General features: G+C 69.4%; 20 protein-coding genes. 3 read left to right on the top strand and 17 right to left on the bottom strand.

Annotated features, from left to right (window positions below; genetic code table 11):
- Positions 1–28 precede the first annotated feature (28 nt).
- A complete protein-coding gene (locus ACFWNN_RS18135) occupies positions 29–3,667 on the top strand; it encodes a hypothetical protein (protein WP_382441065.1) in 3,639 nt (1,212 codons plus the stop codon).
- Here the strand turns inward: ACFWNN_RS18135 and ACFWNN_RS18140 are convergent.
- From ACFWNN_RS18140 to ACFWNN_RS18210, 15 genes are all read right to left on the bottom strand, one after another.
- Entirely contained in the window at positions 3,660–4,274 is a 615-nt protein-coding gene (locus tag ACFWNN_RS18140) for an HAD family hydrolase (RefSeq protein WP_382441066.1), read from the bottom strand. The genes ACFWNN_RS18135 and ACFWNN_RS18140 overlap by 8 nt on opposite strands.
- Positions 4,271–4,831, bottom strand: a complete 561-nt coding sequence (locus ACFWNN_RS18145; protein ID WP_382441067.1) for an AAA family ATPase — start codon at positions 4,829–4,831, stop codon at positions 4,271–4,273. The genes ACFWNN_RS18140 and ACFWNN_RS18145 overlap by 4 nt, the downstream gene beginning before the upstream one ends.
- Before the next feature lie 709 nt (positions 4,832–5,540).
- Positions 5,541–7,865: a [protein-PII] uridylyltransferase gene (locus ACFWNN_RS18150; protein WP_382441068.1), complete on the bottom strand. Its 2,325-nt coding sequence runs from the start codon at positions 7,863–7,865 to the stop codon at positions 5,541–5,543.
- A gap of 18 nt (positions 7,866–7,883) precedes the next feature.
- Positions 7,884–8,222 carry a P-II family nitrogen regulator gene (locus ACFWNN_RS18155; RefSeq protein ID WP_253323279.1) on the bottom strand — a complete coding sequence of 113 codons (339 nt, stop codon included), beginning with the start codon at positions 8,220–8,222 and terminating at the stop codon, positions 7,884–7,886.
- Complete coding sequence (locus ACFWNN_RS18160) at positions 8,219–9,562, bottom strand: ammonium transporter (protein ID WP_382441069.1); 1,344 nt, start codon at positions 9,560–9,562, stop codon at positions 8,219–8,221. Before ACFWNN_RS18160 ends, ACFWNN_RS18155 begins: the two co-directional genes overlap by 4 nt.
- Positions 9,563–9,737: 175 nt before the next feature.
- The gene (locus tag ACFWNN_RS18165) at positions 9,738–10,166 is read right to left on the bottom strand and encodes an SAM-dependent methyltransferase (protein ID WP_382441070.1); all 429 of its coding nucleotides are present in this window, start codon (positions 10,164–10,166) and stop codon (positions 9,738–9,740) included.
- A 303-nt stretch (positions 10,167–10,469) separates the two neighbouring features.
- Positions 10,470–12,254 (bottom strand): FtsX-like permease family protein, encoded by a 1,785-nt coding sequence (locus tag ACFWNN_RS18170; protein ID WP_382441071.1) that lies wholly within the window; start codon positions 12,252–12,254, stop codon positions 10,470–10,472.
- Between the two features lie 53 nt (positions 12,255–12,307).
- Positions 12,308–13,831 carry an alpha/beta hydrolase gene (locus ACFWNN_RS18175; RefSeq protein ID WP_382441072.1) on the bottom strand — a complete coding sequence of 508 codons (1,524 nt, stop codon included), beginning with the start codon at positions 13,829–13,831 and terminating at the stop codon, positions 12,308–12,310.
- Between the two features lie 185 nt (positions 13,832–14,016).
- Entirely contained in the window at positions 14,017–15,522 is a 1,506-nt protein-coding gene (locus ACFWNN_RS18180) for an alpha/beta fold hydrolase (protein WP_382441073.1), read from the bottom strand.
- Between the two features lie 72 nt (positions 15,523–15,594).
- Complete coding sequence (gene alc / locus ACFWNN_RS18185) at positions 15,595–16,587, bottom strand: allantoicase (RefSeq protein ID WP_382441074.1); 993 nt, start codon at positions 16,585–16,587, stop codon at positions 15,595–15,597.
- Entirely contained in the window at positions 16,584–17,873 is a 1,290-nt protein-coding gene (gene allB, locus ACFWNN_RS18190; RefSeq protein WP_382441075.1) for an allantoinase AllB, read from the bottom strand. The genes alc and allB overlap by 4 nt, the downstream gene beginning before the upstream one ends.
- A gap of 5 nt (positions 17,874–17,878) precedes the next feature.
- The gene (locus ACFWNN_RS18195) at positions 17,879–18,883 is read right to left on the bottom strand and encodes a glycerate kinase (RefSeq protein ID WP_382441076.1); all 1,005 of its coding nucleotides are present in this window, start codon (positions 18,881–18,883) and stop codon (positions 17,879–17,881) included.
- Positions 18,880–20,580 carry a glyoxylate carboligase gene (gene gcl / locus ACFWNN_RS18200; RefSeq protein ID WP_382441077.1) on the bottom strand — a complete coding sequence of 567 codons (1,701 nt, stop codon included), beginning with the start codon at positions 20,578–20,580 and terminating at the stop codon, positions 18,880–18,882. The genes ACFWNN_RS18195 and gcl overlap by 4 nt, the downstream gene beginning before the upstream one ends.
- A gap of 2 nt (positions 20,581–20,582) precedes the next feature.
- Positions 20,583–21,440 (bottom strand): NAD(P)-dependent oxidoreductase, encoded by an 858-nt coding sequence (locus ACFWNN_RS18205; RefSeq protein WP_382441078.1) that lies wholly within the window; start codon positions 21,438–21,440, stop codon positions 20,583–20,585.
- Positions 21,437–22,183 carry a hydroxypyruvate isomerase family protein gene (locus ACFWNN_RS18210; RefSeq protein ID WP_382441079.1) on the bottom strand — a complete coding sequence of 249 codons (747 nt, stop codon included), beginning with the start codon at positions 22,181–22,183 and terminating at the stop codon, positions 21,437–21,439. Before ACFWNN_RS18210 ends, ACFWNN_RS18205 begins: the two co-directional genes overlap by 4 nt.
- Positions 22,184–22,306: 123 nt before the next feature.
- On the opposite strand from ACFWNN_RS18210, the gene uraD reads away from it, so the two are divergent.
- Both uraD and pucL read left to right on the top strand, forming a co-directional pair.
- Positions 22,307–22,789, top strand: a complete 483-nt coding sequence (gene uraD, locus ACFWNN_RS18215) for a 2-oxo-4-hydroxy-4-carboxy-5-ureidoimidazoline decarboxylase (RefSeq protein ID WP_382441080.1) — start codon at positions 22,307–22,309, stop codon at positions 22,787–22,789.
- A 4-nt stretch (positions 22,790–22,793) separates the two neighbouring features.
- The gene (pucL, locus tag ACFWNN_RS18220; RefSeq protein WP_382441081.1) at positions 22,794–23,672 is read left to right on the top strand and encodes a factor-independent urate hydroxylase; all 879 of its coding nucleotides are present in this window, start codon (positions 22,794–22,796) and stop codon (positions 23,670–23,672) included.
- Here the strand turns inward: pucL and ACFWNN_RS18225 are convergent.
- The gene (locus ACFWNN_RS18225; RefSeq protein WP_382441082.1) at positions 23,599–24,879 is read right to left on the bottom strand and encodes an FAD-dependent oxidoreductase; all 1,281 of its coding nucleotides are present in this window, start codon (positions 24,877–24,879) and stop codon (positions 23,599–23,601) included. The two genes, pucL and ACFWNN_RS18225, sit on opposite strands and share 74 nt — an antisense overlap.
- A gap of 61 nt (positions 24,880–24,940) precedes the next feature.
- Positions 24,941–25,408 carry an Imm1 family immunity protein gene (locus ACFWNN_RS18230; protein ID WP_382441083.1) on the bottom strand — a complete coding sequence of 156 codons (468 nt, stop codon included), beginning with the start codon at positions 25,406–25,408 and terminating at the stop codon, positions 24,941–24,943.
- Positions 25,409–25,441 lie beyond the last annotated feature (33 nt).

Genomic DNA, 25,441 nt, shown 5'->3' on the forward strand with positions numbered 1-25,441 from the left:
CCCCAGCTCGTGATGCAGGATGCAGCTCATGGGGCGAATCTTCCTCAGCTACCACGGGCACGACGAGGGCGGCGAGATCGCGCTGTACCTGCGCGACGCCCTGCTGGCCGCGGGTTTCGAGGACGTGCACGCCTACACCGCGCCCGGTTCCGGACCCGACGTGTCACTGCCCTGGAAGGACAGCCTGCGGCGGGAGCTGCTGGGCGCCGACGCCCTGATCGTCGTGACGTCGCCCGGCTCGTTCTCGGAGTGGTGCATCTGGGAGTCGTCCGTGTTCCGCGAGCGCAAGCCGCATTCGCCGTGCGTCGAGTTCTTCAGTGCGCGGTCGCAGAATCGTGCGGTCCTCAACGACCTCCAGGCCCAACGCGTCGATGCCACCTCTCCCGATTCACTGGCCGCGGCGCGCGATACCGCTCTCAAGGTCCTCGAACACGCGGGCGTCACCAAGGCGGCACCTCTCTCGTCACCGTTCCCCGGTCTCAAGGCGTTCGACGAGCACCAGGCGTCCCTCTTCTTTGGACGCGACGACGACGTCCAACGGCTCGCGGAGCCGTTGCTCGGTCGCCGCACGCACGGCGCGATGGCGGTCATCGGACCGTCCGGCGCCGGCAAGTCGTCGCTGGTCCGCGCCGGTCTGATCCCTCTCCTCCGACGGGAGGGGTGGACGATCATCGGTCCGGTCACGCCGTCGCAGGGCGTCCTGCCGGAGATCACGGGACCGGGCCGCAGAGTCGTCGTGCTCGACCAGGCGGAAGAGCTCTTAATGGGCGAGTCTGCGGATTTAGTGCGCAGACTCGTGGCAGCAAGCCGTGGCGAGGCATGGGTCGTGTACACGGTTCGCGCGGATTTCCTCGATGAGCTCATGCGGCGCGAGGACTTCGCACCTCTCTTACGCGACGATTTCCTGGTAACGCCGTTGACGAAGGCCGAAATCCCGATGGTCGTCAACGGCCCGTTGCGTTCCTTCGGCTGGAACGTCGACGACTCCGCGTTGGGTTTGATTCAAGAAGACGCGAGCCGCGAGTCGTTGCCGCTGCTGGCGTTCGCGCTGGAAAACCTGTGGCGGCACGTGAACCCCGATGGCAAACGCACGCCGAGGCCCATCACACGCGCTGAGTACATGGCGTCTGGCCGTGTGATGGACGTGCTGCGAAGGCAGGCCGACGAGGCGTTCGCGATGGCCCGCGACCTCGTGCGCAACGCGGACGGCTCGTGGCCGCCGATCGTCGAGGCCGAACGACGGGTGCTGCGGACGTTGCGCCGGCTGGTCGCGGTGGACGAGTCGGGCAAGTTCACCCGCCGGGCGCTCGCGATGGACGAGGTCCCTCCGGAGGACCGCAGGCTGCTGGACCCGTTCATCAGCAACCGCGTGCTCACGGCGATGCGCCAGACCATCGAGGTCGCGCACGAGAGCCTGTTCCTGCACTGGCCCCAGCTCCAGGAAGAGCTCGAACGCGACCACGTCGGCCTGCGCGCCCGGCGTGAGGTCGAGGACATCGCCGAGGACTGGGTCAAGCACCCCGACCAGGTCATCGCGCCGTCCCGGCTCTCCTCACTGCTGAACGTGTTGGCGCCAAACGACAACCGCTGGCCCGAACTCGAAGAAACGTTGGCAGGACTGCACTTCTCCGGCAACGCGATGCAGCTGCTGCGGCAGTCGTTGCAGCAGCGGATGAACGACGAGGTGCACCGCTCCGACCGGCTCAACCCCGACGAGGTGCTGCGCGCTCTCGCCGGAGACGACGACGCCGTGCGGTTACTGCTGCACGCGCCAGACCTCACGGGCTGGCGGCAAAGCCTGTTGCGCGCCATCGCCGCGACGCACCTGCACCGCTCGTTCACGGGTCACTCCGGCGGCATCTGGGGCGTCGACTGGTCCCCGGACGACACCACGGTCGTCACCGGCTCGAAGGACGGCACGGTCCGGCTGTGGGACGCGGAGACGGGCTCCTGCCTGCACGTCTTCACGCACGGCCAGGAGCACCACGGCGACGGGCCCGGCTGGGTGCGCTCGGTCGCCTGGTCCCCCAAGGGCGACGTGATCGCGTCCGTCTCCACCGACCTCACGCTGCGGCTGTGGTCGGCGTGGACGCAGCAGGAGATCCGCGTGATCCCGCTGCGGCACCGCCCCCGGTCCGTGCGCTTCGACACCGACGGCAGCCGCGTGCTGGTCGCGTGCGAGAACGGCGTCGCGTACCTGTGGGAGGTCGACGGCGGCCACAGCCCGGTCGACGAGATCGAGAACCTCGACAAGCTGGGCAAGCCGGTGCCGTTGTGGGACGCCGACATCGCCTCCAACAACCTGGTCGCGAGCGCGCGCGACGACGGCATGATCGACCTGCGCAAACCCGGCGGACCGCGACGCACGACCGTGCAGGTGGCGTCGTCGGCGGTGCGGTCGGTGCGCTTCCACCCGTTGCGGCCTCGGGTGTTCGTGAGCGGTGGCCCGGACGCGAAGGCCGTCGTGAACCACGCTCGCGGGCAACGGGACCTGACCGGGCACCTCGACCAGGTGCACCGGGTGGCGTGGTCGCCGGGCGGGTCGCGGATCGCCACCGCGTCGGCCGACGGCACCGTGCGGATCTGGGACGCCGACTCCGGCGCCGACCTGTTGTGCCTGCGCGGCCACCAGCGCGACGTGTGCGACGTGGCGTGGTCGCACGAGGGTGACCGGCTGGCGACGGTCTCCGACGACGGCACGCACCGCACGTGGAAGATCGGCTCCGAACCCGACGAGAACAACTCGATCGACGTGGAGCACCCGGTGCGCGCGTTGGCGTGGAGTCCGCGCCACGACGAACTGACGGTGGGCCACCTGTTGGTCGAGCCACGGCCGTTCGCGGGCTACGGCTACAACCCCGTCGGCGGCAAGTTCTACGACGGCTGGCCGGAGGCGGTGGCGTGGTCGGCGGACGGCGGGCGGCTCGCGATCGGCTGCACCGACGGGTCGGTGTCGATCACCGACGGCCTCACCACCGAGGTGCGGCGGCTGACCGACTCGACGGACGCGATCACGGACGTGCGCTGGTCGTCGGACGGCGGCGTCCTGGCCGTGGTCTCGCGCGACCGGGACTGGTCGCCGCGGCTCTACGACCGGTCCGGGAACCCTCTTGGCGCTGGTTCGTGGGCCCGGCACTCCGGGGTGCTGCGCGCGGTGTCGTGGCACCGGAACCGGCGGGTGTTCGCGGTCGCCGGGGAGGACGACCTGATCACGGTGAACTCGCTGGACCGGACGCTGTGCACGTTCGGCAAGGGCAAGCGCTTCACCTCCGCCGCGTGGCATCCGGACACCGATCTGCTGGCCGTGGGCTGCACGGACGGCTCGGTGGTGCTGCTGCGGATGGACGGCTCGCTGACCGAGGTGGGTGAACTGCGCGGGCATGCGAACGAGATCAACGCCCTGGCGTGGTCGCCGGACGGCCGCAGCCTGCTGACCGGGTCCAAGGACCGCACGGCCCGCGTCTGGGACCCGTACACCGGCGGGCAGCGCACGGCGTTGATAGGGCACGACGACTCGGTCACCGCCGCGCTGTGGTCGCCGTTCGGCGCGGCGGTGACGGGGTCGCTGGACGGGACCGTGCGGTACTGGAACGTCTCCGACGGGTTCCGGCACCCGTTGTCGGGCGGCGAGGACCCGCTGTGGGAGGCACGGCTGCGGCTCAGTTGATGCCGTGCTTCGCGAGCGCCTCCAGCAGCACCGGTTCGCGGCGGCCGACCGGGGCCGTGGTGATCTGCGCGAAGTTCAGCCCGGCCTTGGTCGCGGCGCCGTCGGACACCGGGTCGTCGCCGACGAACAAACACTCTTCCGGGCTAACGTCGAAGCGCACGCAGGCGGCCTCGAAGGCCCTCGCGGAGGGCTTCGAGACGCCGATCTCGTAGGACAGCAGGAACGCGTCGACGTCCAGTTGTTCTCTTCGGAACAGGGTGCGGATGTTCCAGGAGACGTTGCTCAGGACCCCGACCTTGAGCGGCCTGGCGACGTCGAGCGCGGCCTTCGTGTCGGCGTACGGCAGCCAGAACGCCGGGTTGTGCAGCCGCTGGAAGATGTCGTCGGTCATCGTGAGTCCTGCCAGCCGAAACAGGTTCCAGTAGGCCGAGCGGTTGGCCAGCGCGGTGAGGTCGCGGGCGTCCCAGACAGCGCGTTCCGCCGCGTTCATCCGCGCCACGAACGGCGCCGGGGCGCGCAGCACCTGGAGGTGCCGCGCCGACAGCCACGGGTGGGTCGGGCGCCCGAAGAGGGTGCCCGCGAAGTCGAAGAGGACGGCCTTGATCACGACACCATGATGCGCAGACCACCCGAGGTTCCCGCACGGGTGAGGAGCGTCACGCCGCTGAATCCGAACGGCACCCAGCCCGCCTCGAACTGCGCGCGCATCGACGTGCCGCGCCGCACGTGGCGTTCGAACGCGTGGGTGCGGACCACGCGCTTGCGGGCGATCTGCCCGTCGAGGGCCTGGGCGGCCGAGGCGTCGAGCCAGAGGAAGTGCCGGGTGCGGCCCGAGCTGAGACCGGCGAGCAGGAGCATGAACCGCGTCCCGGGGCGGGTGGACGGCTCGTGGACGACCAGCAGGCCCCTGGAGAACAGGGAGGCCCAGAAGACGCGCATCCGGTGGGTGAGGTGCACGAACACGCGCCAGTACTTGTACGGGAGCGGGATGCGTGGCTCCAGCCAGGTGCGGACCTGGTCGGAGTCGAGGACGGTGACCGGTTCGTCCGCGTCGAGCCGGCCGAGCAGCGTCGTCTTGCCCGCGCCCGGGATGCCGGCGAGGACTACGAGCGAGCGCTTCGGCACTCGGACGACTGCGGTCTGCGTGTTCAACACGGCGGTCATGTCCTAGAAGACGTCTTGACCATCCTTCTCGTTCAGTTTGGTCCGATTTCGGGCGAAATGCACAGGGTTCTCTTGGATTCAGGGGGTATGGGGTGGGGCGGCAGGGGGTTGAGGCGGCCGGAGGCGGGGTGGTTGAGGGGAGCCGGCCAGGGTGGGTGCCCAGAGGCTGGGTGGCGGGGCCGCAGGGTTGGGGGCGCGGCGGGAGGTGGTGACGGGATTGGGTGGCACGGCAAGAGCGGCGGCGGCCACACGTCCGCATGACACGACCGGAACGGCGGCGGCCATGCGTGCGCGCAACACCGCCGGACTGGCGGCAGGCGCGCGTGCACACGACACGACGAGAGCGACGACAACCGCACGTTCACATGGCACGGCGAGAGTGGCGGCAGCCGCGCGTACGCACCGCACGGCAAGGGTGGCGGCGGCACCGCGTGCGTGCGACACGAGCGGAGCGGCGGCGGCCTTAGCGGCTCCCGTCGGAGCGGCCGGGATGGGCGACACCGGCCGGAGTGGCGGTGGTGGAACGGGTGCGCGGTACCTCCCCCGGCGCCGTCACCCGTCACCTCCCGCCGGACCCCGGCCGGCCTGCCCGTCCGGCAAGCGATCTACCCCTCGAAGACGCTTTCCGGACACCACGAAGCCTGCCGGTTCTCGGACGTGCGCAGGAGCGTGAGCACCCGGAGAGGTTGTGCGTAGAGCTACTCAACCTCTACCTGGCCGCGTCGAGCACCGCCCGTTCGATCCGGCGCTTGTCGAGGTCCTCGCCCGCGATGCTGAACGAGTCCACGACTGTCGCGCCCAGCGTCGAGACTCGCGCCCATTGCACGTCGGCGCCGCATTGCTCCAGTGCGCCCGCCACGCGGTGCAGCAGGCCGATTCGGTCGGCGGCGCGGAGTTCCAGCACCACGGCGCCGGTCGCCTCGTCGTCGAACCACAGGACGCGGGCCGGGGGCGGGTCGAGGGGTGGGCCGCCGTAGTCGCGTTCCTTGGCTGCCAGTTTGTCCGCCAGCGGCAGGGAGCCCTCGATCGCTCTGGTCAACTGCTCGCGCAGGAGCTTGGCGTCCGGTAGTGAGCCGAATCTTGGTGACACCGTGAACGCGTCCACTGTCGCGCCGCCGTGTGAGCGCAACGTTGCAGCGTGCACCTCTAGAGAGTTGAGTGCCAGGACGCCGGCTGCCTTGGAGAGGACGCCTGGACGGTCTGGTGCTAGCACCGTGACGATCGCGGCGTGGTCCTGCTTCTCCAGCAGCACGTCGGGTTTGCCCGACGTGGCGACGCGTTCTGCCATCTGCACGTGCTCGGGGTCGAGTGGTTCGGGTTTGGGCAACGCCTCCCCCGCCATCGCCGTGCGGCAGCGCTTGACCAGGTCGGTCATCAGCGCGGCCTTCCAGTCCGTCCACACGCCCGGTCCCGTGGCGATGGAGTCCGACTCGGCCAGTGCGTGCAGCAGTTCCAACAGAACCGCGTCACCGCCCAGCGTCTCCACCACGCGGTGCACTGTTGCCTCGTCCTCGACGTCACGACGAGTCGCCGTGTGCGGCAACAGAAGATGATGGCGGACCATCATCGACAGCGTCTCCACGTCCTGCGGCCACAGGCCGATGCGTTCGCCGATCTGGGTGGCCAGGGCGGCGCCCACCTCGGAGTGGTCCTGCTGGCGTCCCTTGCCGATGTCGTGGATCAACGCACCCAGGAGCAGCAGGTCTGGCCGTGCGACTGTGGTGGCCAGCCTCGCCGCGTGCGCCACCGTCTGCACCAGGTGGCGGTCCACGGTCCACATGTGCGCGGCGTCGCGGGGCGGGAGGTCGCGGACCGCGCCCCACTCCGGGAAGAGCCTGCCCCACAAGCCCGTGCGGTCCAGCGCCTCCACGACGTCCACCAGGCCGTTTCCGCTGCCCAGCAACGCCAGCAGTTCTTCGCGGGCCTCGCGGGGCCAGGGCTGGCGCAGTTCGGGTGCGGAGTCCGCCAGCCGCGTCAGCGTTCCGTTCGCGATCGGGTGCTTGCTGCGTGCGGCCGCCGTCGCCACACGCAACAACAACGCCGGATCACGGCTGGGAATGGCGTCACGGGCGAGGGACACCTCGGAACCGTGCAGCACAACGCCTTCGTCCAACGGTCTGCGCGCGGGCTGGCCGCGCAGGAAGGCCCCCAGGCCGCGTTTCGGTGCGGCGGCACGGGCTCCGCGCATCGCGACGTCGAACGCGTAGACGACGGTGCGTGCGGCGGAGGACAGCGAACGGGCGAGAGCGAAGCGGTCCTGCAACCCCAGCGCGGACGCCACCTCGTCGCCGTCTTGCGCGCGCAGCACGTCGCGCGGTTTCCGTGCCACACGCCGAAGTTCGGTGCGCACGTCCAGCAACAACCGGCGGGCTTCGTCCACGTCGGCGGACGGTCTGTCCACGACCTGCGCGACCGACAGCGCGTCCAGGATCGTGATGTCCCGCAACCCGCCGCGGCCGTGCTTCAGGTCGGGTTCGACGCGGTGTGCGATCTCGCCGCTGCGGGCCCAGCGCTTCTGCGCCGACTCGGCCATCTCGTCCAGCCTGTTGCGGACGTTGGCCCGCCACGCCTGCTTGGCGCCGTCCGCGAGCTTCTGCGTCACCTCGGGGTCGCCGGCGACGTGCCGGATGTCCAGCAGTCCCAACGCGGTGCGCAGGTCTCCCGCCGCCACCCTCAACGCCTCACCGACCGTGCGGACGGAGTGGTCGAGGCCGATTCCCGAGTTCCAGAGCGGGTACCAGAGCTTCTCGGCGATCTCGTCGACGTGCTTGACGCCGTTGTGCACCAGAACGAGATCGAGGTCGGAGTAGGGCACGAGCTCACGCCGCCCCAGCCCACCGACCGCCACCAGCGCGATACCCGATCCGGATATCCCTGCTGCCCCCGCGTGCTTGGTGAGCCAGAACTCGTGCAGGTCCACGAGTGCTTCGCGCAGAGGTTCGGCGGTCAAGCGACGACGACCTGGCACGAGCAGCCTTTCGCGTGCTCGCACCAGGTCGTCAGCCGTGACGACGGCCGTTTCGTTGTTCTCCACGGACCGTCTCCTATGCAGTTACAGCGCGTCCGATCCACGTTCGCCCGTGCGCACGCGCACGACCGTGTCGACCGAAGTGACCCAGACCTTCCCGTCGCCGATCTTGCCGGTGCGGGCGGCCTCCACGACCGCTTCCAGCACCTTCTCGACTGCGGTGTCGTCGATGACGACCTCGATCTTGATCTTGGGCACGAAGTCCACCGAGTACTCGGCGCCGCGGTAGACCTCGGTGTGGCCCTTCTGGCGGCCGTAGCCCTGCACCTCGCTGACGGTCATGCCCAGCACCCCGAGCTGTTCGAGGGCGCTCTTCACGTCGTCGAGCGTGAACGGCTTGATGATCGCGGTGACCAGCTTCATGACTTGTTGCTCCCCTCAAGGACCGCGGTCGCACCCGCGGCCACGCTCGGCTTGCCGACGCCCCGAGCGCTGGTCAGGCTGCCGTACTCGTACGCGCGCTCAGCGTGCTCCGACTCGTCGATGCTCGCGACCTCAGCCTCTTCCGAGGCGCGGAACCCGACGGTGAACTTCACCAGGTAACCGAGGGCGAGGCTCAGCACGAACGAGTAGCCGAGCACCGCGAACGCGCCGACCGCCTGGCGCCACAGCTGGTCGAAGCCGCCGCCGTAGAACAGGCCGTTGACCTTGGCCGGCGCCGCCTCGCTGGCGAACAGGCCGATCAGGATCGTGCCGGACAGGCCACCGACGAGGTGCACGCCGACGACGTCGAGCGAGTCGTCGAAGCCGAAGCGGTACTTCAGCGACACGGCGAGAGCGCACAGCACACCGGTGATCGCGCCGATCGCGATGGCGCCGATCGGGGTGACCGCGGAACAGGCGGGCGTGATGGCGACCAGACCGGCGATGATGCCCGACGCGGCACCGAGGGTGGTGGCCTTGCCGTCGCGGATGCGCTCGGTCAGCAGCCAGCCGAGCATCGCGGCGCAGGTGGCGACGATGGTGTTGACGAACGTGACGCCCGCGGTGCCGTTGGCGCCCAGGGCGGAACCGGCGTTGAACCCGAACCAGCCGAACCACAGCAGACCGGCGCCGAGCACGACCAGCGGCAGGCTGTGCGGCTTCATCGGCTCCTTGGGCCAGCCGACGCGCTTGCCGAGCACGATCGCGAGCGCGAGACCCGCCGCACCGGCGTTGATGTGCACCGCGGTGCCACCGGCGAAGTCGATCGCGAGGAGCTTGTTGGCGATCCAGCCACCGGGGTCGATGACGTTGCCGGCCTCGTCCTTGCCGTCGAAGTCGAACACCCAGTGCGCGACCGGGAAGTACACGATCGTGGCCCACAGACCCGCGAACAGCAGCCACGGGCCGAAGCGCGCGCGGTCAGCGATGGCGCCGGAGATCAGCGCGACCGTGATGATCGCGAACATCGCCTGGAACGCCACGAACGCCGTCGTGGGGATCTTGCCGAACAACGAGTCCGCGCCCAGCAGCCCGTCGAGGCCGAAGAACTCGAACGGCTTGCCGAGCAGGCCTCCGCCGACGTCCGCGCCGAATGCCGTCGAGTACCCGTACAGCACCCACAGGACACCGACCACGGCCATCGCGCCCAGGCTCATCATCATCATGTTGAGCACGCTCTTCGAACGGACCATGCCTCCGTAGAAGAAGGCAAGGCCCGGCGTCATCAGCAGCACCAAGGCGGCGCTGGTGAGCACCCAGGCGGTGTCCCCTGTATCCACTTCGACCTCCACTGCACGTCGGTTGCAGGGAGCATCGAGATGTCCTGTTTCACCCGTCCGCGCCCAACGTTTCGCGGAGGTGAACTAAGGGTCCGACGGTGTTACGTCCGCGTTTCGCGGCGTTCACGGTCACGATTCGGCCACCTCACGGGAGCCGTCCGATCACCGTCGGTCCTCAGGCCTTGCGCATCACGACATAACGCCCGAACGCGGAAACGCCGATGCGGACGAACTCGAACCCCGCCTCCTCGGCCTCGGCTTTCAGCTCCTCGGCGGACCTGCCGAACGGCACGCCCCACCCCCGGTGCACGAACGCGCGCAGCGTGAAGGCGCCCTTGTCGTCCTCGGGCTCGGCCTCCCACTCCTGCATCAGCAGCCGGCCGCCGGGCTCGAGCGCGCCCAGGATCATCGCGAGCGTGGCCTGCCTGGTGCCGGCCGGGAAGAACGGCTGAGCCCAGAACGCGACGGCGAACGCATCGCGCTCGGCGAAGTCCCGGGCGTCCTCGGCACGGATGTCGACGCGGTCGGCGACGCCGAGGCGGTCGGCGGTCCGCTGGGCCTCCTTCGCCACGGCCGGCAGCAGCTCGATCGCGGTGGCGCGCATGTGCGGGTGCGCGGTCAGCAGCGAGAGCGTGGACCCGGCGACGCAGCACGCCGACGACGTCGCGGACGCGGTCGGCGGGCAGGCCGGCGAACTCGGCCAGCGCGTCCAGGTCGCGGGGTGCGCGCAGGAACCGGAACCAGCCCTCGTCGCGGAGTCTCGTCACCAGCGCCAGCATCTGGGCGCCGCCGCCCACGACGACAGGCTGCCGTGGGCGGACATCGCGAACTGGAAGCGTCCGAGCGGGATCATGAGATCCATCGTGGCCTTGCCCGTCGTCCTGGTGGCGTCAGTGCACCCGACCGGTCACGAGAACGTGTCCGCGCGCACGGACTCGGGTCCTGAGCTCCGGCGCAGCACCAGCAGCGGCGACGCGGCGATCACCAGCGCCACCGCCAGCCCCGCCACGACCACCGCGGCGAACCCGAACCCCGGCAGCGGCCCGCCGGTGGCGAGCAACGTGAGCACGCCCAGCGAGACGCCCAGAGCGGTCATCGCCACCAGCGGGATCCCGGTCTCCAGCAGCACGACCCGGCGCAGCTGCCCGAGCGTCGTGCCGGCCGCGCGCAGCAGGGCGAACGAGCGGCGCCGTTCCAGCAGGCCGCCGATCGCGCCGGCCGCCAGACCGCAGCCCGCGACCACCACGACGACCGTGAAGGCGAAGTGCGTGACCGACTCGACGTCGTCCCAGCGCCGTTGCTCGCGCAGTGCGAACTCGCGGCGGGTGTTGATGATGGCGTTCGGTGCCGCGACGGCCTCACGCGTGCGGATGCGTTCCTCGTCGGCCACCGTGCCGTCGCTGACGATCTGACGGTCGCGGCCGTCGAACACGGTCACCACCCCCGGCGGCGTGGCGGTGCCGGGGTCGTCGCCGTACGCGCTGACCATGCCGCTCAGGTAGGTGGCCGCGAAGGCCGCGAACACCAGCGCGCCCGCCGCCCGGAACGACGCCTTCGGGTCCTGCTCGATCCGCCGCGCCGCGAGTGCGGTCGTGGCACTGGACGCCCGCGCCAGCAGCCGTCCCAGCTGAAGGCACACCCACGGCCCCACGACGACGACACCGGCCAACGTCGCGAACACGAAGATCGGGGTCATCTGGTCGAGGCGGTCCATCGGCACGTACGTCACGAGGAACAGCCCGCCGATGCCCAACAACAACGGGAACACACGCACGGCGGTGGGCGGTTTCGCCGCGGCGCGCCGGACGATCCCGAGCGGCCCGATGTCGACCCGCCACAACGACACCACCGAGACGACCACCGCGAGCAGCGGGATCACCACCAGCACGACCAACGGCGCGCGCACGTCGTCGGGATGGAACAGGAAGCCCTCGTACGTCACCGAGGAGGCGAACACCCCGCGCAGGACCTCGTACGCGAGCCAGCCCACGACCGTTCCCGCGCACGCCGCGAGCGCGGTCTCCCCGGCGGCGATCAGGGTCGTCTGCCACCGCGTCGCGCCGACCAGCCGCAACGCCGCGAGACGCCGTTCCCGTTGTGCGGCGGCGATTCGGGTCGCCATCGCCACGAACACCACGACGGGCACCAGCAGCACCAGAGCCGCGATCCCGAGCACGATCCTGGTCAGCGCGAAGAACCCGTGATCGGGCGCGGTGGCGATCGACGTCACCGGGAACATGTTCGGCACGCGCCCGCCGACCACCGCGACGAGCTGATCGGGGTGCGACAGCACGTCCACGGGGATCGTGCCGACGACGGCACCGGGATAGCGAAGATCGAGCTGATCGTCCGGAGTGGACTCGAACAACCGCTGCATCGCCGGTGAGGCAACGACTTCACCGTCCCGCGGCAACGGGAACCCCGGCGTCGGCGAGGACGGGCCGACGTCGGCGACGTGGATGCGCAGCATCTCCTCGCCGGCGTGGTAGTCGGTGACGACCAGCCAGCTCAGGACGGGCGCGGACGCGTCGGCACGGGTGTACTGCCACCCCGAGCGGTCCGAACGGCCCTGCAGCGCGCTTTGGGCCGTGAGGCACAGCATCAACACCGTCACACCGACGGCCACACCGAAGGCCGTGACCGCGAACCGCGCCCACGCACCCCTGCCCCGAGGCCACCACAGCCCTGCCACGCGCAGCACTATACCCCCGGCGTATACACCGGGGGTATAGCCTTTGACCTGCGTTAGCGAACCGAGAACGGACCGGCGGGCACCGGCTTGGCGTCCGCGGACATGATCTGCTGAGCCGGCGGCTCGACGGCGGCACACCGCGTGCCGTTGCGGGGCAGCTTCAGCGACGTCAGGTACTCGTCGTTGATCTTCAGCGTGCACTCGCTGCGGTCGTAGACGCCGTGACCCCAGCCTTCGTAGGTCACGAAGACCGTGGTGTCACGGGACTGGCGGTGGGCGTTGACGGCCCACTCGTAGACCGTCGCCGGGTCGTGCTTGGCGTTGGTCAGCAGGATCTTCGGCGCGTGCTTGATGCTCAGCGGCCGCTGCGGGTTCGTGGCCTTCGGGAACCCGACGCAGCCCATCATCGCGCCGTGGCCGAGCGACGAGCCGCGGGTGTTCGGCGCGACGCGGTTCTCCATGGCGTTGAGGGCCTGGTACTCGCCCCACGAGCCGACGCGGAGGTTGTAGTCGTTGCAGAAGATGCCCGCGAACGGGTTCTCGAACGTCTCGCCCTCGGCGAACTTGGCCGCGGCCGGAGCACCGTTGACGAGCGTCGCGATGTAGTCGGCGAACGGCTTCCAGGACGGGCCGTAGCCCATGCTCACGACACCGCCGCCGAGGTTCTCAGCGGTGATGACGCGGCCGTTCGGGTCCTTGAGCTCACCCTTGTCGGCCTTGGCGAGCAGGCCCTTCCAGATGGCCCGCAGGTCCTTGCCGTGGAACGGCGACGAGGCGTCGCGGTCGTTCCACTTGACCCACTCGTTGAAGACGTCCTCAGCACCGCGCGCCTCGGTCTCCAGGAACTTCCACGTGCCGAGGCTGTGGTCCATGTTGGAGTCGATGATCATCGCGCGGATGTTGCGGCCGTACTGCTCGGCGTAGTGCTGGCCCATGATCGTGCCGTACGAGACGCCGTAGTAGTTGATCTTCTGCTCGCCGAGCGCGCGACGGATGGAGTCGATGTCGTTCGCGACGTCCCGCGTCGAGGCGTGGTCGAAGATCGCGCCGGACACCTTGCGGCAGTCGGCACGCAGTTCCTTGTTGAACGCGACGAGCTTGTCGAACTCCTCGCGCGTCTTCGGGTAGTCGGACGGCTGACGCTGGAGCACCTCCGCCGAGCACTTGATCGGCGCACTGCGCGCGACACCACGCGGGTCGAACCCGATGATGTCGAACTTGTCGGAGATCTCCTTGCTGAAGTACCGGTCCGCGTACATCGAGAAGTCGACGCCGGACCCACCGGGACCGCCCGGGTTGATGACCATCGCGCCGATGCGCTTCGACTGGTCGGTGGCCTTTCTGCGCGACACGGCGAGCTGGAACTTCTCGCCCTTCGGCTTCGCGTAGTCGATCGGCAGCTCCAGGAAGCCGCACTCGACCGTCGGCACCTCGGCGCACGGCTTCCAGTCGACCGAACCGACCTTGAACTCAGGCTGCCCCTGCCCCTCAGGAGCGGCGAACGCGACCTGAGTCGCGCCCAGGACCAATGCAGAACTCGCGAGGGCGGCCGCGAGGGCACGCACCGTCGGTTGCATGGATTTCCTCCCTAGATCCCCGAACTTGCGCAGCGAACGCTTCCACCGCCCGATGAGACGGACAACCGACCGAGGTAGGGAAAAGAATCAGCCTGTAGTCGTACAACCACGCTTGGTTTCGTCGTTTCGGCCCAATCCGGATCGGGCCCCCGGCGCGTGCCCCGGAGGCCCGAACGGACCTGGTCTCAGCCCGCGAACGGTCCCTTCCGGACGAGCGGCGTCGCCGAGAGCACCGAGGCGCCGGACGGCGGTTCGACGGCGGCGCAGCGCGTGCCGGGACGCGGCAGCTTCACCGAGATCAGGTAGTCGTCGTTGATCTTCTTCGTGCAGTCGCTGCGGTCGTAGACCACGTGACCCCAGCCCTCGTACGTCACGAAGACGGTCGTGTCACGGGACTGCCGGTGCGCGTTGACCGCCCACTCGTAGACCGTCGCCGGGTCGTACTTCGAGTTGGTCATCAGGATCTTCGGCGCGTTCCTGATGTGCAACGGCCGCTGCGGGTTGGTGGCCTTCGGGTACCCGGCACACGCCACGAGGAAGACGTGCCCGAGCGCGTTGCCGCGGGTGTCCGGCGAGGTGCGGACCTCCATCGCGGTGATCGCCTGGTACTCGTTCCACGACGTGACGCGCAGGTTGAAGTCGTTGCAGAACACGGCGGTGGCCGGGAAGTCGAGCACCTCGGCCTGCCCGAACGGGCGGGCGACCGCACCGCCGCCGACCAGCGAGGCGACGTAGTCGGCGAACCACTTCCAGTCCGGGTAGTAGCCCATGCCCTGCACACCGGACACGAGCGTGTCGGTGGTGACCGCGTTGCCCTGCGCGTCCTTCAGCTCACCGCGGTCGGCCTTCGCGAGCAGATCACGCCAGATCCCGCGCAGGTCCTGACCGTGGAACGGCGAGGACGGGTCGCGGTCGTTCCACTTGATCCACTCGTCGAAGACGCCGACCATGCCGCGCGACAGGGTCTCGACGAACCGCCACGTGCCGAGGCTGTGGTCGACGGTGGAGTCCATGACCATGGCGCGGAGGTTGCGGCCGTAGAGCTCCGCGTACTGCTGACCCATGAACGTGCCGTACGAGACACCGAAGAAGTTGATCTTCTGCTCCCCCAGCGCCCGCCGGATGGCGTCGATGTCGTGCGCGACGTCCGTGGTCGAGACGTGGTCGAAGATCGCGCCGGACACCTTGCGGCAGTCCGCGCGCAGCTCCTTGTTGAACGCGATCCCGGCGTCGAACTCGGCCTTGGTCTTCGGGTAGAGCGACGGCTGGCGCGCCAGCACGTCCGCGGAGCACCTGATGGGCGCGGACCGGGCGACCCCGCGCGGGTCGAACCCGATGACGTCGAACCGGTCGGTGATGTTCTTGGTGAAGAACCGCTCGGCGGCGAAGGAGAAGTCGACGCCCGACCCGCCGGGCCCGCCGGGGTTGATGATCATCGCGCCGATGCGTTGCGACGGCACGCTCGCCTTGCGCCGCGACACCGCCAGCTGGAACTTCTCCCCGCGCGGCTGCGCGTGGTCCACGGGTAACTCGAGGAAGCCGCACTCGATCGCCGGCGCCTCGGCACAGGGCGTCCAGGCGATCGAGCCGACTCGGTACTCCGGTCTGTCCGGTGCGGCGAGCACGGGCTGACTCGCGCTCACCACGAGCGCGGCACTCGCCACCACGGCACTGAAAACGCGCAACTGCACGGAATTCCCCTCCCTGGATCCATGATCTTGCGGGAGGAGACGCTGCCAGAATCCGGCGGTGGCCGAAGTCCGTCAATCGGCGGTTTTATCCCACTTGGTCCTGAGATGTGAGACGCCGTCGTCCGTGAGCGAGCCGTAGACGCGCAGGCGTGCCATGCCGCCGTCCGGGTAGATGTCGAGCCGCACGGCCGTGGCCTCCTGGGCGTCCACCACGAACCGGTGCCGCGTGTCGGGCTGCAGCCGGGCGCGCGGAAGCAGGTCGAACCACGTGTCCGGGTCCGTGCGCTCGTCGCAGCCGCGGACGGACGCCCAGCCCGGCGCGTTGCCCTTGAAGTGGCTCGTGTCGAGCTCGACGAGCTGCACGACGCCCGGTGCGGCGAGCCGCAGCGACACCCAGTCGTTGCCGTCGTCACGGCGGCGCGCGGTCTCCCAGCCCTCGCCCATGACCGTGGCCTGACCAGGGGCGATGAGGTTGTTGGGCGAGCTGTAGAACATGTTGCTGCAGCCCGTGACGACCGCGCCGTTCTCCAGTGCGGCGAGGTCGATGCCGCCCACGAGCAGACGCGGGTCCGCGAGCGGTTCGCCGTGCACGCGCAGACGTGCCACACCGCCGTCGGGGTCGATCGTCAGCCGTACGTGCGTGACGCGACGGTCTTCGCGCACGTCGAAGTAGTGCTTCTCGTCGCCCTTCAGCGCGGACCGCTCGACCAGCGGGAACCAGCCGGTGATCTCCTCGGCGGTCGGGTACCCGTCGACCTGGGCTCCCTCGACCCAGCAGAACGGCGGGTAGTTGCCCTTGAAGAACGCCGTGTCGACGACGATCCCGCGCACCACACCGGGCATGCCGAGCCGGACGACCGCCTGGTCGACGCCCTCGGAGCGGCGCCGCCGGGTCTCCCAGCCGTCGTAGACCTGGCCTTTGTGGCCGAAGGTGTAGGTCTGGTAGACCGGCTCGGCGGGCTTGATGAGGTTCTCCCGCTCGGCGAACAGCTCGTCGTTCGCCCACACCACACCACCTCCGACCGCGCGCGAGGCGAGATCGGGCAGCCGGGTCCACTCCGTCATGCTTCTCCTCTTCTGAGCAGTTTTCCTTGCGTCGTGCTGATTTCCTTGCCTCGCAACCACGTCTGGCGGACCACGCCGTGCAACTCTCGGCCGTGGTACGGCGTGACGGGGTTGCGGTGGTGGAGCTTGTTCTTGTCCACCACGAAGGTCTCGTCGGGCGCGAAGATCACGAAGTCCGCGTCCTTGCCGACCTCGATGGCGCCCTTGGACTCCAGCCCGACCTGCCGGGCCGGGTGCGTGGCCATCCACCGCACCACGTCGGTGAGGTGGAAGCCGCGTTCGCGCGCGCCCGTCCACACGGCGGGCAGCCCGAGCTGGAGCGACGCGATGCCGCCCCACGCCGTGGCGAAGTCGCCTTCCTTCAGCTCGACCGTGCTCGGCGAGTGGTCGCTCACGACCAGGTCGATCACGCCGTCGCGCAGGCCCTGCCACAACGCCTCGCGGTTCTCGGCCTCCCGGATCGGCGGGCAGCACTTGAACTCCGTCTGCCCGTCGTGGATCTCCTCGGCGGTGAACGTGAGGTAGTGCGGGCAGGTCTCGGCGCTGATCCGCAGGCTCTCGCGCTTGGCGGCCTCCAGGATGGAGAGCGCGTCCGAAGACGAGAGGTGCAGGACGTGCGTGCGCGCGCCGGTCTTCCTGGTCAGCTCCACGACGTCGCGGATCGCCTTGTTCTCGGCCTCACGCGGCCGTGACGCGAGGAAGCCCGCGTAGTCGGGTTCTGACTCACGGACCGTGTGCGCGTCCTCGGCGTGCACGATCGTCAACGCGTCGAGCGTCGCCAACTGCCTCAGTGCCGTTTCGAGTTCGGTGGTGGTGACGGCCGGGAACTCGTCCACGCCCGAATGCAGCAGGAAGCACTTGAAGCCGAAGACGCCGGCCTCGTGCAACGGCTTCAGGTCGGCGAGGTTGCCGGGGACGATGCCGCCCCAGAACCCGACGTCCACCGAGACGGTCGCGGCCGCCTTGCGCTTGATCTCCAGCGCCGCCACCTCGACGGTGGGCGGGATGCTGTTGAGCGGCATGTCGATGATCGTCGTGACGCCCCCGGCCGCGGCCGCGCGCGTCGCCGTCTCGAAGCCCTCCCACTCGGTGCGGCCGGGGTCGTTGACGTGCACGTGGGTGTCGACCAGGCCCGGCAGCAGCACCTCGTCGTCCGCCAGGTGCACGACGTTGGGCGAGTCGATGTGCGGCTCGACGGCGACGATCCTGCCGTCGGCGACACCGACGTCGCACGCGATCTCGCCCTGCGAGGTGACGACCCTGCGGCCGCGGAACACCAGGTCCATGCCGCTCACTCTGACACCCAGTCGCGGGCGATGCGACCGCCGAGAACTCTCAGCAGACCTTCGGCCTGGGCCATGCACCGCGTGACGTCCGGTTCGACGTCCAGCAACGCGTAGGCGGCCTTCAGCCCCAGGTCGCCGGGTTCGACCGAGCACTGACCCGCCACCGCGACCACCGGCACGTCGCCCGATGCCCTGACCACGCCGTACGGCGCCTTGCCGTGCCTGGTCTGGGCGTCCAGCGACCCCTCGCCGGTGATGACCAGCGACGCGTCCCGGATGGCCTCGGCGAAGCCGGCGAGTTCCAGCACCACCTCGATGCCCGGCCGGAACCGCGCGCCCAGGACCGCGAGGGCGGCGAACCCGATGCCGCCCGCCGCACCCGCGCCAGGTCGTTCGGCGTGCTCGGGCCCGATCCGGCCGGCGAACGCCCTGAGCCGGGCTTCGAGGATCTCCACCTGCTCGGGTGACGCGCCCTTCTGCGGTCCGTAGACCGCGGCCGCGCCGGACGGGCCGAGCAGCGGGTTGTCGACGTCCGAGGCCAGCACGAGGTCGACGCCGTCGAACGACGCCGTGCCGAGCGCTTCGAGCATGCCCGCGCCACCGTCCGTGCAGGCGCTGCCGCCGAGCCCCAGCACGATCGTGGTGCAGCCGCTGTCCAGCGCGGCTTTCAGCAGCTCACCGACGCCGTGACTGGTCGCGTCGAGCGGTGCGGGCCGCTCCAGCAACGTCAGCCCGGCCGCCGAGGCCACCTCGACCACGGCGGTCGTGCCCTTCACCGCGAACGACGCGGGCACCGGCTTGCCGGCCGGTCCGGTGACCCAGCGCCCGACCTTGAGGAACCCGGCGGCGACAGCGGCGTCGACGGTGCCGTCGCCGCCGTCGGCCACCGGGAGGAGGCGCACGTCCACGTCCGGGACCGCCTCCCGCAGGCCGCGCGCGACGGCGGCGGCGACCTGCGGGGCGGTGAGCGATCCCTTGAACTTGTCCGGCGCGACGATCACGTGCGTCACGGCAGCGGCTCGAATTCCCTCATCGCGGCGATCGAGGTGCCGTTCGCGGTGTTGCCCTCGCGTTCGATCATGATCTCCACGAGCACCGGGCGGCTGGTCCGGTCCGCCTCCTTGCGCGCCCACTCCAGCGAGCTGCGGATCTCGCTCGGATCGGCGACCCGGATGCCGGAGCAGCCGTAGGCCTCCATGATCTTCACGTTGTCCGAGCCCGTGGTGTCGTAGTGGATGTCGACCTCGTACTTCATGTCGTAGCCGCCGTGGTCCTCGGCCATCCGGATCAGGCCCAGGTACTCGTTGTTCAGCATGATCAGCACGAACGGCACGTCGTACTGGGCGCCGACGGCCAGTTCCTCGACCAGGAACTGGAACGAGTAGTCGCCGACGACACCGACGACCTCCGCGTCGGGCTTGGCCTTCTTGACCCCGATGGCCGCCGGGATCTCCCAGCCGAGCGGACCGGCCTGGCCGCAGACCTGGTAGTGCCGCGGCTTGTGCGCCTTCTGGTGCTGGCCGGACCAGATCTGGTAGAGCCCGATGGCCGTGACGAAGTAGGTGTCCGGGCCGTAGAACTCGTTGATCTCCTTGAACACCCGCGGTGCCTTGACCGGGACGGTGTCGAAGTCCTCGCGCCGCAACAGCGTGCGCTTGAGCTCCTGGCACCGCTCGACCCAAGCGCCCTGGTCCCGAGGTCCGTGCTGCTTCGCCTTGTCCAGCAGGGCCTTCAGGAACAGCTTCGTGTCCGCGACGATGCCGAGGTCCGGTCCGAAGACCTTGCCGATCTGCGTCGGTTCGACGTCGACGTGGATGAACTTGCGGTCGCCGCGGTAGGTGGCGAGGTCGCCGGTGTGCCGGTCGCCGAAGCGGGCGCCCAGCGCCAGCACCAGGTCGGACTCCAGGAACGACGCGTTGCCGTAGCGCTGCGAGGTCTGGATGCCGGTCATGCCCGCGTAGAGCCGGTGGTCCTCGTCGATCGCGCCCTTGCCCATCAGGGTGGCCTGGATGGGGATCTGCAGGAATTCAGCCAGGTCCAGCAGCTCGGCGGACGCCTCGCCGAGGATGACACCGCCACCGGCGAGCAGCAGTGGGCGTTCGGCGGCGAGCAGCATCTCCAGCGCGCGCTCGACCCGTGCGTCACTCGGAGCGCTTTTCGGCACCGGCAACGGTTCGTCGATCGTGGAGTCCCACTCGATCTCCTGCTTCTGCACGTCGATCGGCAGGTCGATCAGGACCGGGCCGGGCCGTCCGGAGCGGGCGATCCGGAACGCCTCGCGGAAGATCCACGGCATCTGCGCGGCTTCCTTGACCTGCACCGCCCACTTCGTGACGGGAGCGGCGATCGAGACGATGTCGACGGCCTGGAACGCCTCCTGGTGCAGCTTGGAGACGGCGGCCTGGCCGGTGATGCAGAGGATCGGCACGGAGTCGGCCTGCGCGGTGTAGAGGCCGGTGATCATGTTCGTGCCGGCCGGGCCGGAGGTGCCGATCGCGACGCCGACGTTGCCGGTCGTGCGCGACCAGCCGTCGGCCATGTGCGTGGCGCCCTCCTCGTGCCGCACGATCAGGTGCTCGATGCCGCCGTCCTCCTCCATCGCCTTGTACAGCGGGAGGATCGCGGCGCCGGGGCAGCCGAACACAACGTCGATGCCCTCGGACTTGAGGACCTCGACGACCGCCTGCATGACGGGGATCTTCGGCATGTTCAGCTCCTCCCTGCGAAGTTCTCGATGACCTTGAGCAGCGCGGAGTGGTCGAGCGACCCGTAGCCCTGCGCGCGTGCCGCCGCGACGAGCGCGGCGATCTGGTTGGTGACCGGCAGCGCGACGTCGGCGGCGCGTGCCGCGTCCAGTGCGATGCCCATGTCCTTGTGGTGCAGGTCGATCCGGAAGCCCGGCTGGAACTCGCGCGCGATCATGGACTCGCGCTTGAGGTCGAGGATCCGGTTCGCGGCGAGACCGCCCGCGAGCACGTCGAGGCCCGCCTTCGGGTCCACGCCGGACGCCTCCAGCAGCACGATCGACTCGGCGACCAGCGCGTAGATGCCGCCGACCATCAGCTGGTTCGCGGCCTTCACGACCTGGCCCGCGCCGTGCGGCCCGACGTGCACGATCGTCTTGCCGACGACCTCCAGGAACGGCCTGGCGGCGGCGAAGTCGGCCTCGGTGCCGCCGACCATGATGCTCAGCGACGCCTGGACCGCGCCGGTCTGGCCGCCGCTGACCGGCGCGTCGAGCACCCGGACGTTCGTCAGCTTCTGGGCGATGGCGATCGAGGTGGACGGGCGGATCGTGCTCATGTCGATCAGCAGCGTGCCGTCGTCGAAGGTGACCTCGTCGATCACGGCCTCGACCTGCGGGTGGTTCGGCAGCATCGTGATGACGACCTCGGCGCCGCTCACGGCCTCCTGTGCGGAGGTGGCGGCCTTGCCACCGTCGGCTGCCAGCTTCTCGAGCGAGGCCGAGCTGAGGTCGAAGCCCGCCACGTCGTGCCCGGCGGCTACGAGGTGGGCCGCCATCGGGCTGCCCATGATGCCGAGTCCGATGAAACCGATCCTGGTCATGCGTTGTCCCTCCAAGCGAAGGAGTGGGTGACGGGCTTGTACTCGGCTCCGACGAAACCGCTGTAGCCGTTGGCGCGGAGCTTCGCGAGGTGCCCGAAGAGGTCGAGCTCGCCGGTGCCGGGCTCACCGCGTCCGGGAGCGTCGGCGATCTGCACGTGACCGATGCGGTCGACGTGGTCGGCGAGAACGTCGAGGTCGTCGCCGTTCGTGGCGAGGTGGTACAGGTCCGCGAGCAGCTTCACGTTGCCGCGGTCGATCTCGTCGATCAGCGCGAACGCCTGGTGGGCGGTCTTGATCGGGTACTTCGGCGCGCCGCTCAGCGGTTCGATCACGAGCTGGGCGCCGATCTCCGCCGCGACGTCGGCGGCGAAGCGGTAGTGGGAGACGGTCTGCGCGGTGGTCTCGAAGTTGCCGTGCAGCGCGTTGATCGTGCGGCAGCCGAGCCGTGCCGCGATGGCCGCGGTGATCTCGACGTTCGTCCGGAACTCGGTCTCCCGGCCGGGCCAGCTCGTGAGGCCGCGGTCGCCCGCCGGCATGTCGCCCGCGTAGAGGTTGAGGCCGACCAGGCGCACCTGCGCGTCGACGATCGCGGTCTCGAACGCCTCGATCTCGCGCGTCTCGGGTACGGCGTCCGCGAACGGCCACCAGATCTCGACCGCGTCGAACCCTGCGGCGCGCGCGGCTTGCGGGCGTTCCAGCAACGGCAGCTCGGTGAAGAGCATGGACAGGTTTGCGTCGAACATCTCGGGTCCGTTCCTTCCACATTGCGGAAGTCGAATTTCGTACTACGGAGACACTAGACATCCCGAGCAGGCCGGGTCAAGAATGTGGAAGTTCAATTCCGCGATGTAGAAACTTGGAGAACCGTGGACAGCTTCAACAGCGCCCCGGAGGCCGAACTCCGTCCTCTGCTCTCCGAGTGCCTCGCGGTACCCCGCTGGATCGACGCCGTGGTGGCGGGCAGGCCCTACGCGTCGATGGATGCTCTCCTCGCGGCCGCTTCGGTTGCCGCACAAGGACTTTCCGACGAGGAGGTGCTCGGCGCGATCGCCGGGCACCCGCGCATCGGCGAACGACAGAAGACAGGTGGGGTGTCGGCGAGGTGGTCGCGGTCCGAACAGTCCGGTGTGGACAGCTCCCAGGCTGATCGCCTGGCGGCCGCCAACGCCGCGTACGAGGATCGGTTCGGGCACATCTACCTGGTGTGCGCGACCGGCCTGAGCGGTGCGGAAATGCTCGGCAACCTGTCCACTCGGATGGACAACCCGCCGGATGTCGAGCTCCGCGTCGTGAACGACGAACTCGCGAAGATCGCCGCGTTGCGGCTGCAGAAGCTGATCGGGAGCTGATTTCATGGCCATCGTCCTGGGCCCCAACCAGTACGGAAAGGCGGAGAACCGCCTCGTCACGGTGTCGCGCAACGGTTCCGTGCACACGATCAAAGACCTGACCGTCAGCACCTCGCTGCGCGGAGACCTCGCCGACACCCACCTCACCGGTGACAACGCGAAGGTGCTCGCCACCGACACGCAGAAGAACACCGTCTACGCGTTCGCCAAGCAGGCGCCCGTAGGTGAGATCGAGGACTTCGCGCTGCGCCTGGGCCGGCACTTCGTCGGTTCGCAGGAACCCATCTCGGGCGCGCGGATCCTGATCGACGAGCACTCGTGGGACCGCATCGAGGGCCACGACCACTCGTTCGTCCAGGGGTCGAACGAGAAGCGCACCACCGCCGTGACGATCGAGGGCGCACAGGCCTGGGTCGTGTCAGGTGTGCGCGACCTCGTGGTGCTGAAGTCGACCGGGTCGGAGTTCCACGGCTACCCGAAGGACCCGTACACGACGTTGAAGGAGACGAACGACCGCATCCTGGCGACGTCCGTGACGGCCCGCTGGCGTTACGTGGGCACGGACGTCGACTGGGCGAAGTCGTTCGCCGAGATCCGCTCGACCATGCTGAAGACGTTCGCGGACAAGCACTCTCTCTCGTTGCAGCAGACGCTGTACGCGATGGGAGAGGCCGTCCTCCAGTCGCACCCCGAGGTCGCCGAGGTGCGGCTCTCCATGCCGAACAAGCACCACTTCCTGGTGGACCTGAGCGCGTTCGGCCTGGAGAACGACAACGAGGTCTTCTACGCCGCGGACCGCCCGTACGGCCTCATCGAGGGGTCGATCCTGCGGGACGACGCTCCGGACGCGGGCCTTGCCTGGAGTACTTTGCCAGCCTTCTGAACACCACCGGGTCGAGCAGGCTCGCCGGCGCGGCGACCATGTGCACGACCCGGACGAAGCGGCTGAACAGGTCGGGGTCGTGCACGACCCCGACCTGCCACTTCTTCAGGTACCAGCCGAGCAACCCGCCCTTCTGGTGCTCCGTCCAGCCGCGGTCGGCGTTGCTGGACATGAGCCACGGCAGTTGCGAGGTCTTCGCGACCTTGCGCTGGAAACTCCGGCATCCCTTGGCACTGAAGTCGTCGTGCTGCCGGAACAACAACGCGTCCATGGCCGCCACCGTGATCCCCTGCCCGTACACGGGGTTGAACGCGCACACCGCGTCCCCCACCGCCACGAGCCCGGCCGGCCAGTGCGCGACCTTCTCGAAAGCGTTGCGACGACTGGCCGTGCGCGCGAACAGGTACACCGGCGTGAGCGCCTCGGCGTCCGCGAGCATCTCCGAGATGGGCGCCCGCAACGAGTCCAGGAACCCCTGGAACCCGTCCAGATCACGCGGCGGATGGTCCCCGTTCGCCCCCTGCGCCGTGACCATCACCCGGCCACCCTCGACGCGCATCGCCGCCACGCCACGCGACACGTCCGGCGCGGACAGACTTTCCGCGAACACCACGGGAAAGTCCGCAGGAGCCTCGTAAAGCCGTGTCGCATACCCGGTACGGGAATCGACGACCTCGGGTTCCGGCGTCACGACACCCGCCTCGGCCAGCCAGGCCGCCAGCTTCGACGACCGCCCGGACGCGTCCACGACGAGGTCGGCCTCGACCTTCCCGTCCCGCGTCAGCACCCCGTCCACCACACCGTCGCGCACCGACAACCCGGTGACGTGCACACCGCTCCGGATCTCGGCGGTGACCCGCCGCCGGATGGTGGTCTCCAGCAACGGCCGGCTCAACGACAACAACGGCAACCCGAGATGCGTCCTGGCCAGCCACCCGGCGGGCTGCAGGATCCGCATGTCCCCCGCGTCGGCGAGCACGGCGCCCCGCTCCACGAGCTCGTCGCGCAGCCCCGGGAACAACTCTTCGAGGAGCTCGCCGCCCCGCACCAGCAGCCCGTGCGTGTGCCGGCCCTGCGGCACGCCCGCGCGATATTCGGGCTCGTCCGTCAACGCGTCGCGTTCGAGCACAACGACCTCGTGGGACTCGCTCAGCACGCGAGCCGCCAGCAAGCCGGCGATTCCCCCACCCATCACCACGGCCTTCATGAGGCCATTGAACCGGACCGCACCTGAGGGCCGGCCGAGGTTGGTGGCGATGCTGCCCGAGTCAGCGGTTTTCGGAGGTGCGCAAGGCCATCTGTTGATCCCGCCACGAGTGGAACAGGTCCGCCTCGCTGTACCAGTCGACGCCGGTCGGCCGTTCGCCCGAGATCATGAACTCGATCAGCAGCTGCCGGAACACGTCCAGCGGCAGACCGACGCCCGGCGGGAAGTCGGTGTACTTCTCGTTGACGTACGGCGCGTCCGCGCAGCCCCTGGGCCAGCCCATGAAGGCGTTGTCGACGTAGTACATGTAGCCCCACCCGCCGCGCACGGCGAGCACGACGTTGTGGTCCGGGTCGCCCTCGGGCGTGAGGCTGCGGCCGAAGTGGTCGAGCGAGCCGTCGTTGCACTCCGGGCGGGCCAAGAGCCTGATCAACGTGTCGACGTCGCCGTCGCACGCCACGACCTGGTACTTGTGCTCCGCCGCGTCGAGGTCGGGTAGACCCGTCCACAGGCCGGCTCGCATGCTCATGCGAGTCACCCTGCACCCATTGCCCGCACTATT

The sequence above is a fragment of the Lentzea sp. NPDC058450 genome, assembly GCF_042721395.1.
Lineage (GTDB): Bacteria > Actinomycetota > Actinomycetes > Mycobacteriales > Pseudonocardiaceae > Lentzea.